At 37.8% G+C, this 13,525-nt stretch carries 19 protein-coding genes; 14 read left to right on the top strand and 5 right to left on the bottom strand.

Features of this window, described 5'->3' with window-relative positions; translation table 11 throughout:
* The first annotated feature begins 81 nt into the window (after positions 1–81).
* On the top strand, positions 82–285 hold the full coding sequence (locus CZ382_RS07420; RefSeq protein ID WP_088050556.1) for a hypothetical protein: 204 nt from the start codon (positions 82–84) through the stop codon (positions 283–285).
* Positions 286–292: 7 nt separating this feature from the next.
* On the top strand, positions 293–868 hold the full coding sequence (locus tag CZ382_RS07415; RefSeq protein WP_088050555.1) for a DUF6036 family nucleotidyltransferase: 576 nt from the start codon (positions 293–295) through the stop codon (positions 866–868).
* 93 nt (positions 869–961) lie between these two features.
* On the opposite strand, the gene CZ382_RS23685 is transcribed toward CZ382_RS07415, so the two are convergent.
* Positions 962–1,135 (bottom strand): hypothetical protein, encoded by a 174-nt coding sequence (locus CZ382_RS23685; RefSeq protein ID WP_155554380.1) that lies wholly within the window; start codon positions 1,133–1,135, stop codon positions 962–964.
* A gap of 119 nt (positions 1,136–1,254) precedes the next feature.
* Between CZ382_RS23685 and CZ382_RS07410 the strand changes: the two genes are divergently transcribed.
* Together CZ382_RS07410 and sspO are read left to right on the top strand one after the other, a co-directional pair.
* Positions 1,255–1,473: a hypothetical protein gene (locus tag CZ382_RS07410; RefSeq protein WP_230856031.1), complete on the top strand. Its 219-nt coding sequence runs from the start codon at positions 1,255–1,257 to the stop codon at positions 1,471–1,473.
* A 271-nt stretch (positions 1,474–1,744) separates the two neighbouring features.
* The gene (gene sspO / locus CZ382_RS07405) at positions 1,745–1,906 is read left to right on the top strand and encodes a small acid-soluble spore protein O (RefSeq protein WP_088050554.1); all 162 of its coding nucleotides are present in this window, start codon (positions 1,745–1,747) and stop codon (positions 1,904–1,906) included.
* A 381-nt stretch (positions 1,907–2,287) separates the two neighbouring features.
* Here the strand turns inward: sspO and CZ382_RS23680 are convergent, their stop codons facing one another.
* Positions 2,288–2,440: a putative holin-like toxin gene (locus CZ382_RS23680; RefSeq protein ID WP_159457773.1), complete on the bottom strand. Its 153-nt coding sequence runs from the start codon at positions 2,438–2,440 to the stop codon at positions 2,288–2,290.
* A 423-nt stretch (positions 2,441–2,863) separates the two neighbouring features.
* Here CZ382_RS23680 and CZ382_RS07400 point away from each other — a divergent pair, with 423 nt between their 5' ends.
* From CZ382_RS07400 to CZ382_RS07390, 4 genes are all read left to right on the top strand, one after another.
* Positions 2,864–3,286: a helix-turn-helix domain-containing protein gene (locus tag CZ382_RS07400; protein ID WP_088050553.1), complete on the top strand. Its 423-nt coding sequence runs from the start codon at positions 2,864–2,866 to the stop codon at positions 3,284–3,286.
* A 290-nt stretch (positions 3,287–3,576) separates the two neighbouring features.
* On the top strand, positions 3,577–3,657 hold the full coding sequence (locus CZ382_RS24775) for a putative holin-like toxin (RefSeq protein WP_371871272.1): 81 nt from the start codon (positions 3,577–3,579) through the stop codon (positions 3,655–3,657).
* 140 nt (positions 3,658–3,797) lie between these two features.
* Complete coding sequence (locus CZ382_RS07395; protein ID WP_088050552.1) at positions 3,798–4,289, top strand: hypothetical protein; 492 nt, start codon at positions 3,798–3,800, stop codon at positions 4,287–4,289.
* 136 nt (positions 4,290–4,425) lie between these two features.
* On the top strand, positions 4,426–5,835 hold the full coding sequence (locus CZ382_RS07390; RefSeq protein WP_088049371.1) for an ISLre2 family transposase: 1,410 nt from the start codon (positions 4,426–4,428) through the stop codon (positions 5,833–5,835).
* 412 nt (positions 5,836–6,247) lie between these two features.
* Here the strand turns inward: CZ382_RS07390 and CZ382_RS23675 are convergent, their stop codons facing one another.
* Entirely contained in the window at positions 6,248–6,385 is a 138-nt protein-coding gene (locus CZ382_RS23675) for a putative holin-like toxin (RefSeq protein ID WP_155554378.1), read from the bottom strand.
* Positions 6,386–6,657: 272 nt separating this feature from the next.
* On the opposite strand from CZ382_RS23675, the gene CZ382_RS07385 reads away from it, so the two are divergent.
* The 5 genes from CZ382_RS07385 (at position 6,658) to CZ382_RS07365 (ending at position 10,780) form a co-directional block, all read left to right on the top strand.
* Positions 6,658–7,398: a Fic family protein gene (locus tag CZ382_RS07385; protein WP_088050551.1), complete on the top strand. Its 741-nt coding sequence runs from the start codon at positions 6,658–6,660 to the stop codon at positions 7,396–7,398.
* 206 nt (positions 7,399–7,604) lie between these two features.
* The gene (locus tag CZ382_RS07380; RefSeq protein ID WP_088050550.1) at positions 7,605–8,798 is read left to right on the top strand and encodes a hydroxymethylglutaryl-CoA synthase; all 1,194 of its coding nucleotides are present in this window, start codon (positions 7,605–7,607) and stop codon (positions 8,796–8,798) included.
* A gap of 203 nt (positions 8,799–9,001) precedes the next feature.
* Positions 9,002–9,763 (top strand): RQC-minor-1 family DNA-binding protein, encoded by a 762-nt coding sequence (locus tag CZ382_RS07375; RefSeq protein ID WP_088050549.1) that lies wholly within the window; start codon positions 9,002–9,004, stop codon positions 9,761–9,763.
* Between the two features lie 27 nt (positions 9,764–9,790).
* On the top strand, positions 9,791–9,976 hold the full coding sequence (locus tag CZ382_RS24770) for a calcium-binding protein (protein WP_088050548.1): 186 nt from the start codon (positions 9,791–9,793) through the stop codon (positions 9,974–9,976).
* Between the two features lie 27 nt (positions 9,977–10,003).
* Positions 10,004–10,780: a class I SAM-dependent methyltransferase gene (locus CZ382_RS07365; protein ID WP_088051002.1), complete on the top strand. Its 777-nt coding sequence runs from the start codon at positions 10,004–10,006 to the stop codon at positions 10,778–10,780.
* Positions 10,781–10,819: 39 nt separating this feature from the next.
* Here the strand turns inward: CZ382_RS07365 and CZ382_RS07360 are convergent, their stop codons facing one another.
* A complete protein-coding gene (locus CZ382_RS07360) occupies positions 10,820–11,353 on the bottom strand; it encodes a hypothetical protein (RefSeq protein WP_200809514.1) in 534 nt (177 codons plus the stop codon).
* A gap of 439 nt (positions 11,354–11,792) precedes the next feature.
* The gene (gene spoIIP / locus CZ382_RS07355; RefSeq protein WP_088050547.1) at positions 11,793–12,935 is read right to left on the bottom strand and encodes a stage II sporulation protein P; all 1,143 of its coding nucleotides are present in this window, start codon (positions 12,933–12,935) and stop codon (positions 11,793–11,795) included.
* Positions 12,936–13,145: 210 nt separating this feature from the next.
* Between spoIIP and copZ the strand changes: the two genes are divergently transcribed.
* Complete coding sequence (gene copZ / locus CZ382_RS07350; protein ID WP_088050546.1) at positions 13,146–13,355, top strand: copper chaperone CopZ; 210 nt, start codon at positions 13,146–13,148, stop codon at positions 13,353–13,355.
* Positions 13,356–13,525 lie beyond the last annotated feature (170 nt).

Below are 13,525 nucleotides of genomic sequence, written 5' to 3'. Positions count from 1 at the left end.
TTCGCAAAAATTTATTATTTTGAATAGACATGCTATAATATGTTTAAACTATACATCTATTATTCGAAAAGGAGTATCTGTATGACAGATATAATAAATGATGAAAATATGTCCACTTTAACATTAAAGGAAATACAAAATCGAATAAGGCAAAATTCCTATAGAAGCCAACGGGCAATGGAACAGATTACATTAGGTATTTACAATAAGAACCTAAGAAAAGGTCGAGTTCGCCCAAAAAATCCAACTGAAGCTAAAATCCTAGATGGTTTTTCAAGAAGGTAGTTGATTTATGGATGAAAAAATAGCAATTGAGAAATTAAGAGGCATTAAGAATATACCAAAATTTGAGGCGATGTTGTTAACTGCATCCGTTATCACGCAACTGTTAGATAAGCAAAATATAAAACCAATCATTGTGGGTGGGCTATCCGTTGAGATCTACACACAAAATGAATATACAACCAGGGATATTGATTTTGTTTCGGATGGTTATCAACAAATATCAAATATTCTTTTTACGTTAGGATTTCAAAAAGAAGGTAGATATTTTTATCATGAAGGTTTGGAAATAGCTATAGAAATTCCTGCAAGTGATTTAGCTGGGGATTATAGTAGAGTTACAAAATTAGAAATAGACGATGAAAATTACGTATATGTGATTTCTGTTGAAGATATTATAATGGATCGCTTACGTGCCGCTGTTCATTGGAAATCCGTGGAAGATCACTTCTGGGCGGCAAAAATGCTTGCAAGTAATTTTACCTCAATAGATAAAGGTTATTTGTTCAGTCAAACAGAATCGCCTAAAGAAACTGAGTTACTGAATGAATGGATGGAGCAACTGGAAAGAGATTTTAATGAATAAGCTCAACTTGAAACTTTGAACGGATGTATAGGTAAGCCCTCCCTTTATGGTAGGGCTTCTTTGTTAGAATTTCTTAAAACAAATAAAAGACATTCAAGTATTTGTATTCGACTTCTTCATCGATTCCCTGGTTAAGCGATGGTTATTTAAGCCTTTGTCGCTAAAAGCATTATCGCTATTCAAATGATCTTCAACTAACCCGCCGTTCAGATCGTCATTTCCGCTACTCGGGTTTCGTTCTTGCTTTTTATTATTTTCCATTATCATTTGTCAATTCTCTTTTTTAATTTGCGGAATAAGGACAATTTCATACGTTCTCGTGTAAAACAGTCCCCTTATCATATTCCTTTCTGCTTTGGTTAACCTATCGGTAGGAGGTGGAAGGATTGGCGAATAAAAAAGATAATAACGAAGAAATGCAAGAAAACATTAATGTTGAATTAGGTGGTATGGGTCTGTATGGAACGACATCCAATATGGAAATTGCCGGCTACAAGGCATCTGGTGATATTGAAAATGCTGGCAGATTGGATAAAGGTTTCCAAAAAGAGGAAGGTCATCGGGGCGCAACAGCCTCGTTAAAAGGGAAGCATCAACGGGATTAGTTTTACCTTGAAATGAAATACAGCCGCATTCCAGTTAAGGAGTGTGGCTGTATTGTGAAGGGTTTTTTAGTAATCCAGATACCTTAAAATCTCTTCATTATCGTTGATAATAATAATTTTATTTTTGTAAATTTTATCTTTAACGAAGTTTGGTATTGATTGTTGATTATAACCTACCGATTTTAAGATGGTAAATTCGGATTCCACTGTTTTGGATTTAGGATAACAGTGTGATATCCGTACAAAATAACACGATGGAGGTGTATGCAAAATGGATAAGAAGATGAAGAAGGATTTAAATGTAAATGGCGGGATAAGTGACGAGCAAGCTGTAAGGGGAAAACTGTCAAGGCAATTTGATCATGAATTTGCGAATGAACCGCTAACAGAGGCTGAAAAATTTAATAATAAAAAAACGAAGAAACGGCAGTGATAAGCAGTAAGATAAAAAGCAGTAGCCACAGCATACGGGAATATTTTATGTTGTGGCGATCCTCGTCATGTCTTAAGCAGGAATTTTGAAACGAAACCATCTTTCCTATCAGGATGCTAAGGGGGCTAATTTTCATTATCGATTTCGTTTGGTCTTATACTTTTTTCCATCGAAGCCAAAAGAATGAGTTTTTGAATGTTTACATTCCATAAATCCGTGGTATACTGTACATAGAAAGTATCATACAGCATAATATATAAAAAACCGTTCCATGCTGGTACATGGAACGGTAGCAATGACAGAACCCTTATCAATTGAGGGCGGCTCATTGTCCAGAAAAAAAGATCTCCCGAACAGAGCGGTTAACTCAGAGGGGAGGTCTTATTTCTTGTTGGACATAATCATTGCTACCAGTGTCCCAAACAAAATCATCAGGGACAAAGCCTGATAGGTTGATTCGTCCATGGCGTCACCTCCTTCCGTCCTGACATTGAACAAACCAATGGCTAACGACGGGTTACAGAGATGAGCCACCCTCCCTTGAGAAGTCAATCATTGCTTAGCCAATTTAACATAGTAATGATAAATCCAGTGAAAAATATAATGCAATTTGTTATTTTTAAAAAATAATAATCGCTTCAAAACATGTATTTTTTAGATATAAACAGAATATGTAATAAGGAGAGATACCTTCTCTGAAAGGGAAGATCAAAAAACGGAATATAATCAAATGAAGTCAAGACTTGTCCTTTGACTTCATTTGATTCATTCACAATTGGAGTTTCATCAGGTTTCCAAGCAAGTCATGCATGTAAGGCTTGTCCAGATTTTTAGCCTTTTCTCCCTTTATCAAATGTTTCATGAATAACGTCAATCACATCTTCTTTATCATTATGTTTTATCATTTTCTATCATCCTTTCCATTATTCATTTTTCCAACTGTGAGGTGATTTATACGTGAAAACAGTGACAATTCAACTGAAAGATGAGACTTATGATCAACTGAAGGAAATAACGGAGTTGGAAAACCTGATTAATCGACATCGGGACAAGAATCGAAACGATGATTATAAACTGGAAGAATTTATTGTTGGTTGTATCAAGGAGAAAATCGAACAAATCAAACAGTTTGACATGGTTAACCCGTTCTCGGAGGGCGATCGTCAACCTGTCATTAAAAACCGATTTAAGGAGATAGCTAAAAATAAAAATATCTATATAAAGGATATTGCCGATCAATTGAAAATGAAGCCGCCAAATATAAGCAAAATTTTTAACAATATATCCCAGCCGCGTTTGGAACTGTTTATTAAAATTTGGATGGTTCTAGGATGTCCGCCGTTACATAAATGTATTTACGTTGATGAAGAATCGCTTTAGATGCTTCGTCTTTTTTTTGCATAATTTTTAAAAAAGTGGAATAGGACAAGCTAGTTCGCCCATACCATTAAATATAATTATTTTTTGGAAAAGTTATCAAAAACATTATGAAATAATTTGGTTGCTGGATAAAACGGAAATAGAAGGAGGGTGATGCTAAAAATTTGCAGCTATTCATTGATGATGAAATGAGTTAATAAACATATGAAGCGACTTTACCACGCTTACGATACAGGAATCGGATAAAACAGCACAACTCCTTTAAGTTAAAAGGGAAAGGGAGATGCAAAATGTCTGTATTCGAGACGCTTGTACTGATGATATCGTTTGCAACATTGATGGTCGCGGTATTGTCGGAGCAAAAGAAATAACCCCATAAGCAGCATAATCATTAATAAAACCGATTAGTGATTTGCAGCACTATTCGGTTTTATTATTTTTAAACAATAAGCGCTTTAGTAGTGGCAAGCTAATTATAAGGTTTAGTATGGTTGACGAGGTGAATGCAACAATGGGGAAGCGTAAGAAAAAGAAATCCAACACGCCCAGACATAAGCGGATGAAACGACCACAACGATTACAAGCTGCCAGACACTGGATCCCAAAGTATGACGGCAAAAATCTTGTAAAAGGTTACAGCAAGCATTTTGGGGTAAATAAACTTTGTGCTGTCAAAGAGTTAGAAATGCTAGGTTACACGTATAGTTCTGCATACAAACAACAATTGAAAGAGAATGAATTACAAAAGCAACGGACCGCTAAAAAACGAAAGGCACGTAAACAAATGGAAACGGAAGAAGAATGGGATGGTTTTAGTAATGAAACATTTGCATTTATTGCCGGCTATACATCAGGTGGTGTCCCTTTTGGTACAACATGGGAAGAATTAGAGAACACTACGGATGACATGGATAAACTTCCGGAACCTGATGTTGATTCATTATATGGGGATAGAAATACAAAAAATAAATTTGATATTAATGATGACGACTTACCATTCTGAAGGATGTAACACTGTATGTGTAAAATTATACTCGGTAGTAATTGCGGTACTTTTTGATAGCCAAAAAAGAGAAGGCGCTCTATCATTAAAATGTATGCTTTGCACGGCATAATACATTTTAGAAAGAGGCCTTCTCATGGATCATATTATATCAAAGCTGTATGAATTAATAAAGAATACAACGAATCTGGTGGAGTTTGAAGAAAGAGCTCAAATTTTAATGTATAACTTCTTTTCCTCTTTGATGGGGCGCATGTTCAGTGAATTAAATCAAGTCATTGTAGCACAAAGACGTGCAGATGACTGGAAAGTGGAAACCACAGATTCAAGAAGTGTACAATTTATGTTTGGGACGGTTACCTTTGATCATACGTTGATGAGGGATAAAAAAGGAAAGGCAGTCTATCCATTGGATGAGTGGATTGGTCTGCGGGATAGGCAACGATACAGTCCATTGGTGGAACTGAAAGTAGCCGAAATGGCGAGTGAAAGTACTTACCGGCAAGTGGCCCGTACTCTCAAGGAATGGACACCTGTAAGCTTAAGTCACCAAACGGTAGGAAATATGGTAAAGACTGTGGGTAAAGCCCAGGCAGAGATGGATCAAGAGATGGTGAAAGAGTTGGATGAAGCAGCGTCCCTGCCAGAAGGAAAAAAGGTTGATTTCTTTTATGCGGAGGCAGATGGTGTTTTTGTCCGCGGACTCCAAAAAAAACAGAGTATGGAAGTGCACCATGCGATCATGTATGAAGGATGGGAGAAAAACGGGAAACGTGTATCCCTTAAGGAACCGACAGTAATTATGACAACGCAATCTACAGATGCATTTTGGGATGAAACGCAGGCGATGGCATCCAGCCGATATACACTGGAAGACGCACAGGTTGTTACTAACAGTGACGGTGGCCCGGGTTATACAGTTGAAAGGTTTCAAGCTGCTTTTTCCCAATCGAATAAACCGATTTTAAACCAACTGGATGACTATCATATCTCACAAGGATTTAACCGTGCATTTGGCAGTGCAGGAAATGCCTATAAAGATGCAGGGAGAAAGGCACTGAAGGAACATGATTTAGAAGGATTCAAGCTTCAATTAGATACATACGAAAGCACATTGGAAGACGATAAGCAGATGGAGAAAATCAACGTCTTTCGCAGTTACATTCTCAACAATTGGGAACGCATTTACGACTGGCGGGATATTGTAACAGACAGCCCTAGAGATGCCAGGAAACTCGGTGCTATGGAATCCAACCAGCGGCATGTGTCTTTTCGTATGAAAAAGCGTGGAATGCATTGGAGTAATGATGGTGCGGAGGCAATGGTGAAAATCAAACAAGGCATGTTGAATAATACATTGCGTAACGCTTATCTGAAATGCAATGAACGGAGTACCAGGAAACAACGGGATGTAAAAAAAGCTGTCAGAGTGGCCCAATTATTACGTCAGCCAACACAACCATCTATTGGTGTAAAACAAGGTTCTGTCGCTTTATATGCGGCTCATTCAACAGCCATAGGTAACTTATTTAAAATATTACAATAAACCTCGTTTTTGATGGAACGGTCTTTGGTTTTTAAGACCGTTCTGTCAAAAATGAGGCCAGCAAGCGACAGCGCGGTAGCCGAACAAGGTGTACAAAATGGGAGCGCCTGAAATATTGGTATGAAAGCAACGTCGAGAAAAACTTGACACATACTGTAACACTGTGTAATTTGTAAGCAGCGCCTAATTCTGTTATTATTTTATTAAAGAAATTTTAAATAGTATTTAAATACGTGTACGAACGCCAATTCCGTGGTATACTATACATAGAAAGAATAACATAGCATAGAATATAAAAACCGTTCCATGCACCAAACATGGAACGGTGCAATGACTTAACCCGTCAAAAGGGGCGGCTCATTGTCCGAAGAAAAGATCTCCCGACTAGAGCGGCTAACTCAGAGGGGAGGTCTTATTTCTTATTGGACATAATCATTGCTACCAGCGTCCCAAACAAAATCATCAGGGACAAAGCCTGGTAGGTCTGTTCGTCCATGGCATCACCTCCTCCCGTCGTGACATTGATTATCCAATGGCTTCCGACGAGCAACAGAAGTGAGCCACCTCCCTTGAGAAGTAGAATTATTGCTTAGCCAAATAATTATAGCTTATTCATGATGTATAAAGTTAAAATTTTAAAAATAATTGGCCATTAAATAAGGACATGACATTCAATTAGCGGTGTCATGTTTTTCCAATTGATACAGTGATATTTACAGTTTAGAATAGCCCCAAAATAAAGAGGATATTCTGATTAATGTGTAGAAAAGATATATAAAGGCTATGCAGTACATGACATATTGTGAAAAAGAGGGATCTGGAATGAATTTTGATGCGATAACAAAATTAAAAAATGAGCTGGATCAATACAGACCGCTTCCGCCGGAGGTTGTACAAAACCTCACTGAAGTTTATCGGGTAGAATGGACGTATAATTCAAACGCCATAGAAGGAAATACTTTAACACTAAATGAAACAAAGATTGTACTGGAAGAAGGACTAACCATTGGTGGAAAAAGGCTTCAGGAACATTTGGAAGTGATCAATCATGCCGAAGCCATTGATTTTGTTGAACAATATGTAAATGTGAACCGGACTATCAATGAAAATGTCCTTAAGAAGATTCATTATCTCATACTGAAAACGATCGATGATAAAAATGCTGGAAGGTATCGACAGGTTAATGTCAGGATTTCTGGTAGTAGACATACTCCTCCACATTTTCTGCAAATCCAGGATGAAATGGATGCATTATTTAATTGGTATGAAGAAAATAAAAATAAGCTGCATCCCGTGGAACTGGCTGCATTATTTCATTTTAAATTTGTCTATATTCATCCTTTTTCCGATGGGAATGGGCGAACTGCAAGATTAATCATGAATTTAATTTTAATGAAAAATGGGTATCCGCCCGCAATTGTGAAGGCGGAAAGTGAACAACGACTTCACTATTATCAATCGTTAGAGATGGCAAGTTTGCAACAGCATGTAGAACCATTTATCAGGTTGATTTCTGAGTGCGCTGCTAATAGTTTAAAGAATTATTTGGATACAATTAGATAACATACATCTCACTTGATAAAAGATAGGAGATTAATAGTCCACACCAACCTTTTCATTGTCTTTCGCGTTCGTTTGTATTATCATTTATAGTGTTTAGTTAAAGATTGTGTTTATTTGTGAAATGAATCACTTGATAAATTGCGATTTGGGAGTACCGTTTCCATAGCGCAATTCAAATTTAAACTGGTTAGCAGGAGAGATTAACATTGAAAATAGGAATAGACAAAATAGGTTTTTATGCACCACATCTTTATGTAGATATGAACAAATTGGCGGTCAGCAGAAACGTGGAACCGGAAAAGTATACGATCGGAATTGGACAGGAGAAAATGGCGCTTGCTCCAATTACGCAGGATTCCGTTACAATGGCGGCAAATGCGGCACTGAAAATTTTGGACGAAGAGGATAAGAAAGCAATCGACTTTGTTATTTTTGGGACGGAGTCAGGTATTGATAATTCCAAGTCTGCCGGAGTTTATGTCCATGATTTATTGGGGCTTAACCCATATGCCCGATCGATTGAAGTGAAACAGGCCTGCTACGGGGCGACTGCCGGCATCCAAATGGCAAAAGCTCATATTGCGCTGAATCCGAAGAGCAAGGTATTGGTATTAGGTTCAGACATTGCGAGATATGGGCTGAATACATCGGGAGAAGCAACCCAAGGAGCGGGTGCGGTTGCCATGCTAATCAGCGCAGATCCAAAAATCATGACGCTTGAAGAAAATAGTGCCTTTTTAACTGAGGATATTATGGATTTTTGGCGCCCAATACACGCTGACAAAGCATTTGTAGACGGCAAATTTTCTAATGAACAGTATATTGCATTTTTTAACAAAGTCTGGAACCAGTATAAGGCGAAGTCAGGTCTTGAGTTAAGCGATTTTGAAGCGATCTGTTATCACTTGCCATATACAAAGATGGGATTCAAGGCATTGAAGACAGTTTTGGATGAAGGTACGGACGAAGACAGAGAGCGGTTACTTGCAAACTACAAAATCAGCACGCAATATAATCGAAATGTCGGGAATATTTACACCGGTTCATTGTACTTAAGCCTGCTTTCCCTTCTTGAACTGAACGAAAACTTGCAAGCCGGTTCAAGAATCGGACTGTTCAGTTACGGATCCGGAGCGGTAGGAGAATTTTTCAGTGGTAAGTTGGAGGAAAATTACCGGGAGCATTTGCATGTAGTAGAGCATGAGCAGTTATTTTCCTCAAGAATAGAGATAACCGTTGCAGAATATGAGGAAATTTTTCAGGAAACATTGCCAGTTGACAGTTCAACAATGGAATTGGACCTGGAGAAAGATCCCGCAACAATTTGCTTGGCAGGGATAATGGACAATAAACGCCAATATGTGAATAAGGTTTTTGGGAAGGTTCCTGTGATGAAATAAACCATAGCAAATTTGCTATGGTTTTTTCTATCAGCACTATTTATCAATGTAATTTAAGCGTAAAATCAACGTAAATTAACGGAATCTCGACGTGCAAACCGCTGGCTCTCTTTTTGAACTGACACATTTTAATGAAATTGATATAATATAAAAAAGTTTATGTTCTTTTGTCCGGAGGGTAATAAGAAAGGAGTAACTGTAAAATGGATTTAACGATCGAATCTCTACCAGAAAACGAAATTTTAGCCATTTTGCGGGCAGCTGATGAAATTATTGCAGAGGGGGGTAGAACGCTGCTTGCGAAAATTTTAAGAGGGTCACGGGAGAAAAAAGTACTTGCATTGGAATTGGACAAATGTCCAGTCTATGGTTATTTCAAACCTGAAAAAACGGATAACGTGATGGAGAAAATAGATTGGATGATTGTTCATGATTTTCTGGATATTCAATACTCCGGAAAACTACCGATGATTATATTTACCGATCGAGGCTGGCACATTGAACGTGATCGACGGGCAGATGAATTTTTGGCAGAATGGGACAGGTGGCTGGAAGAGAACAAACCTGCACCAGACATGACTTATTTAAAAGACCGCAATCGTAAAATGATTTTATTGCTGCTGGAAAAAGCCAGGGAGTCAGGTAATAAAAGATACATTTCTTATTTGGAAGCCTGGGAGAAAGTAGATTATAAAAAAGTACGGGCTGAAATTCGGAGAACAATCGATACTTTGGAGTCTGGCCAACCAATTGACTTGAACAATGCCCAACAAAGACAAGCAGAAATCAATGAAGCAATGAAAGGTTATACTCCGCATGATTTGATTTTGAAGTGCTGGGATTGCGGCAAACGGTTTACCTTTACTGTCGGTGAACAGAAGTTTTATAAACAAAAAGGCTTCTCAGACCCTAAAAGATGTGAAGAGTGCCGGCTCGAACGGAAATTGCTTGGGGGATTTTTTTAGATTGTTGTTATTAAATAATGGGCGAGAATGGATGGGACGGATGGTAACTTGGAAAAGTACTATCACTATTTACAGAATCATTTGGTATTTCCTTTTCGAGCCTCATATAAAGAAGAAGCTGGTCCATTATCTGTTTCCAAATACGATGTAAATTGTCTTCGTTTGGATCAAGAGATGAAATATGAAGAATTTTATATTCCAAGAAACCTATAATCTATCAAGAGGAGTGCGGGAGAGTTGATGGTTAATCCGGGAAAAAAGAACGATATGTGGGATGCGGAACTTTATGATGGAAAACATGCATTCGTTTCAACGTATGGAAATGACTTAATTAACGTATTGGAGCCGAAAAAAGGCGAAGCTGTCCTTGATCTCGGCTGTGGAACCGGAGATATAGCAAAGAGACTGTATGATTTTGGTGTTCATGTTACTGGGATTGATAAATCGAAAAATATGATCTTGCAGGCTCAGCGCAAATATCCCAATATAACATTCCAGGTTGGAGATGCAACAGAATTAAAATTTCGTGAAACGTTTGATGCTGTATTTTCAAACGCCACACTGCACTGGATAAAAGCTGCAAATGAGGCGCTATGTTGTATATTTGATAGTTTAAAAAAAGGTGGCCGTTTCGTGGCTGAGTTTGGCGGAAAGGGAAATGTCCAGACAATAACCAGTGCTATTAGAAAGCAATTTCAAATTTTAGAATTGACCTATTGTGAGGAACGTTTTCCCTGGTATTTCCCTAGCATTGGTGAATATACAACTTTAATGGAGCAGGCGGGGTTTAAAGTAATTTTTGCCAGACAATTCGAAAGGCCAACACCACTTGAAGGAATGAACGGTTTGAAAAACTGGATTGATATGTTTGGAAAAACGATGTTTGCAGGATTGGACAATGGAACTGTCACTAAAATAGTTACCAACGTTGAGAATGATTTGGCAAAAGCTATTTTTCATGATCAGCATTGGATTGCCGATTATCATCGAATTAGGGTCATGGGAATAAGGGAATGATACGGAAACACAGGAGCAGGTAATGCCCGTGCCACCTGGTTATTTTCTGTCCATTGCTTTCCCGGAAAACCCCGTATAAACAAAACAGGCAATAAACGCAATCGCTGTAACAATAATGGCAAAAACTAATCCAATTGCACTCATGAACGTATCTTCACCTGGATAGGCAGGTTTCAGGCTCATGAAGCCATAAATAAAAACAATTGTCAAAATAAGATAAAAGCTGCTGCCGATAAATCCTAGCTTGAAGCGGTTCTTTTTTGTTCCTTGCCAAGCCTTGTTCACTACAATCCAAGAGAACACACTGGAAATAACGGCAAACAGCATGATAACCCAATGGATGTAAGGGATCGGCAAGAAAGTAAGAACATAAAGCAGAAGACAGGTGAAAAAGAATAGCACCGCATTTAATGCGAACAGAAACATTCCTGCAGGCCACGTCTTTTGAAACCATTCCGCATTTTTAAGCTTCTTTACAAACTTGTTCTTAATTCCAAACATTTCTATTATTAGTGCTTTGAAAAAAATAATAAAAAGCATGACAATAAGGCCGATAAGCAAGATTGAGGACACGATCGTAACGCTCCAATCTAATTAATTCTTTTTTTGTATCAACGTTTACGAAATGTATTGTTTTTTCCTTAACAGCCAATGATTGCACCAAAGATCATATAAAAATTGATCGTGTAGAAAAAGATTACTCCTGCAGCAAACAAGGATATAAAAAATATGAAAACAAATCTCGAACACTCTTGATTTGTGCATCCCCCATATATGTTAATAGCGTTTAAACCTATATTAACATAATTTTTTAATGAATGTTATCCGAGATATCATTTTCGTTTGTACCTTAAAAAGAAAAATGATTTTTAAGGTAGATGTATTCATTATAAAGGGGTTAGTTTAGTGGTAGAAGTTTTGATTAAGAGGCAGAACAATTTCAAGTTCCAATAATACATTCGATTAACGCGCATTTGGGGACAGGGAAGGTCCCCAATGAATGTAGTTCAATTTACTGCGCATTAACCTCTATCGCGCCGTCATAAATTTCATTAAAGACCTTCGCAAATGCATCAACCGTGTTCTTTAGCTCTTCCTTCGTATTATCAACACCCCCCATTTCGATTAGGAGCGAATGATTGGAAATATCCTGATTATATACACCATTACCCTCAAATTTTGACTTTGGATATATTCCTCTGCTTATGCCAGGATATTTTGCTTCCAATTTTTCATTGATTTTCTTTGCAAATGCCAAATTATTTTCATAGTTTTCATGCTCAACGCCGACCACAAAATATAATTTAGCATATTTTTTTCCGTTAATTGTTGCCGTTGTTTTATCTTTTCTAGCCGCGTCCCGGTGAATATCAATAAAGTATTCCATGCTTTTATGCTGGGCGACAGCTGTTTGTACAAATTCTCGTGTTAGATCATAGGAATTATCCGAGTCCCATCCCTTATCGTGCAAAGCCTGTCCCATGTTTACTTTATTATGGAATGTGCTTATCCCATAATGTTCCAATTGTTCCGTTAACATAGAACCAACAAGAACAACATTTTCATCGTTATCAACACTTGATGAAACACTAGGCTTCACATCTTCCTCTATCAGCGGCAGAAACCCTTCCCAGCTGTGTGAATGGTAAATATATACAGAAGGATTGGCTGGATTTTTCTTATTTTTGTTGTCAGGAGCTGACTCCTCATCTTCATTTGGATCCTCACCGGCTAGCAATTCATCAAAATTTGGTGGTGGTGACTCTTGTGGCATATCGCCATCGTTTACTTTTTCACCAGCAATATACCTTCCGGATTTCGCGAGATGAACTCCGGGTATCTCCTGCAAAAAAGAGGTTGCCAGATTATCGATTTTAATCCCTGTCAGAGATTCGATAGCTACATTTGATAGGGAAGGTGTGCTTAACTCATCGCTAAATGTATCCTCGAATTGGGGAATTTGATCACCTAGCATATGGAGAAATATATTGGTAAATGTCCCTGATTTTGTTAACTGTTCGAGGCTTTGCGATTGAAAGACTTTAACTTGCAACGAGCTGATGATTACGATTGCAGCAAATGTCAGTACAATAAAACCAACTATTTTTGTTAGCAAATGGAGTTTGCTTTTTTTATTATAATTAGTCTTCATCATTTTTCACCTCACGTTTAAATCTATGAAAATGGAAATACTAATAGAAGGGGTATTCGTAATTTTTCAGTGTATCCCCAGTGATTGGTTTATTAGCTCCATGGATCGCTGGGGCAGCAATGGCATTCATTCAGTAAGTGTCGTTTCCAACTCCCTTGGCGTAAAAAAGGGTAAAAATATAAGAAACAATCCTTTGAAGGGGGGTGAAATGGAATGGAAAAGTTGACGCTTGATGTAAAAGGAATGACATGTGGCCATTGCAAATCATCTGTTGAAGGTGCACTAGGTGAGCTAAACGGCGTAACGAATGTTGAGATAAATTTAGCCACTGGTAAGGTAGACGGTACGTATGACGATACAAAGGTTACCGTTCAAGACATGCGTGAAGCAGTAGAAGATCAAGGTTACGATGTTGTAGCATAACTTAAATAATGGCTGATTCCTTTCCGGAGATCAGCCTGTTCAAGTTGTCAATAGTCGAACAGAAAACAGCAATCATGTAAAAGCATAAATGATCAAATTGCAGTTTACTGGATTTTTATAATTTGCATTTACTGATTAAAATTGTTTGTTATATACGGTACAGGGGTAAA

The sequence above is a fragment of the Virgibacillus dakarensis genome (assembly GCF_900155625.1).
GTDB lineage: Bacteria > Bacillota > Bacilli > Bacillales > Amphibacillaceae > Lentibacillus_C > Lentibacillus_C populi.
The sequence above is the reverse complement of the archived record's forward strand: the minus strand, read 5'-3'. Positions and strand labels throughout refer to the sequence as shown.

Excerpts from the sequence above, each read along its gene's own strand:
- CZ382_RS07420 (WP_088050556.1), top strand. The coding sequence starts at position 82 with ATGACAGATATAATAAATGATGAAAATATGTCCACTTTAACATTAAAG.
- CZ382_RS07415 (WP_088050555.1), top strand. The coding sequence starts at position 293 with ATGGATGAAAAAATAGCAATTGAGAAATTAAGAGGCATTAAGAATATA.
- CZ382_RS23685 (WP_155554380.1), bottom strand. The coding sequence starts at position 1,135 with ATGATAATGGAAAATAATAAAAAGCAAGAACGAAACCCGAGTAGCGGA.
- sspO (WP_088050554.1), top strand. The coding sequence starts at position 1,745 with ATGGATAAGAAGATGAAGAAGGATTTAAATGTAAATGGCGGGATAAGT.
- CZ382_RS24775 (WP_371871272.1), top strand. The coding sequence starts at position 3,577 with ATGTCTGTATTCGAGACGCTTGTACTGATGATATCGTTTGCAACATTG.
- CZ382_RS07395 (WP_088050552.1), top strand. The coding sequence starts at position 3,798 with ATGGGGAAGCGTAAGAAAAAGAAATCCAACACGCCCAGACATAAGCGG.
- CZ382_RS07390 (WP_088049371.1), top strand. The coding sequence starts at position 4,426 with ATGGATCATATTATATCAAAGCTGTATGAATTAATAAAGAATACAACG.
- CZ382_RS07385 (WP_088050551.1), top strand. The coding sequence starts at position 6,658 with ATGAATTTTGATGCGATAACAAAATTAAAAAATGAGCTGGATCAATAC.
- CZ382_RS07375 (WP_088050549.1), top strand. The coding sequence starts at position 9,002 with ATGGATTTAACGATCGAATCTCTACCAGAAAACGAAATTTTAGCCATT.
- CZ382_RS24770 (WP_088050548.1), top strand. The coding sequence starts at position 9,791 with ATGGATGGGACGGATGGTAACTTGGAAAAGTACTATCACTATTTACAG.
- CZ382_RS07365 (WP_088051002.1), top strand. The coding sequence starts at position 10,004 with ATGGTTAATCCGGGAAAAAAGAACGATATGTGGGATGCGGAACTTTAT.
- spoIIP (WP_088050547.1), bottom strand. The coding sequence starts at position 12,935 with ATGATGAAGACTAATTATAATAAAAAAAGCAAACTCCATTTGCTAACA.
- copZ (WP_088050546.1), top strand. The coding sequence starts at position 13,146 with ATGGAAAAGTTGACGCTTGATGTAAAAGGAATGACATGTGGCCATTGC.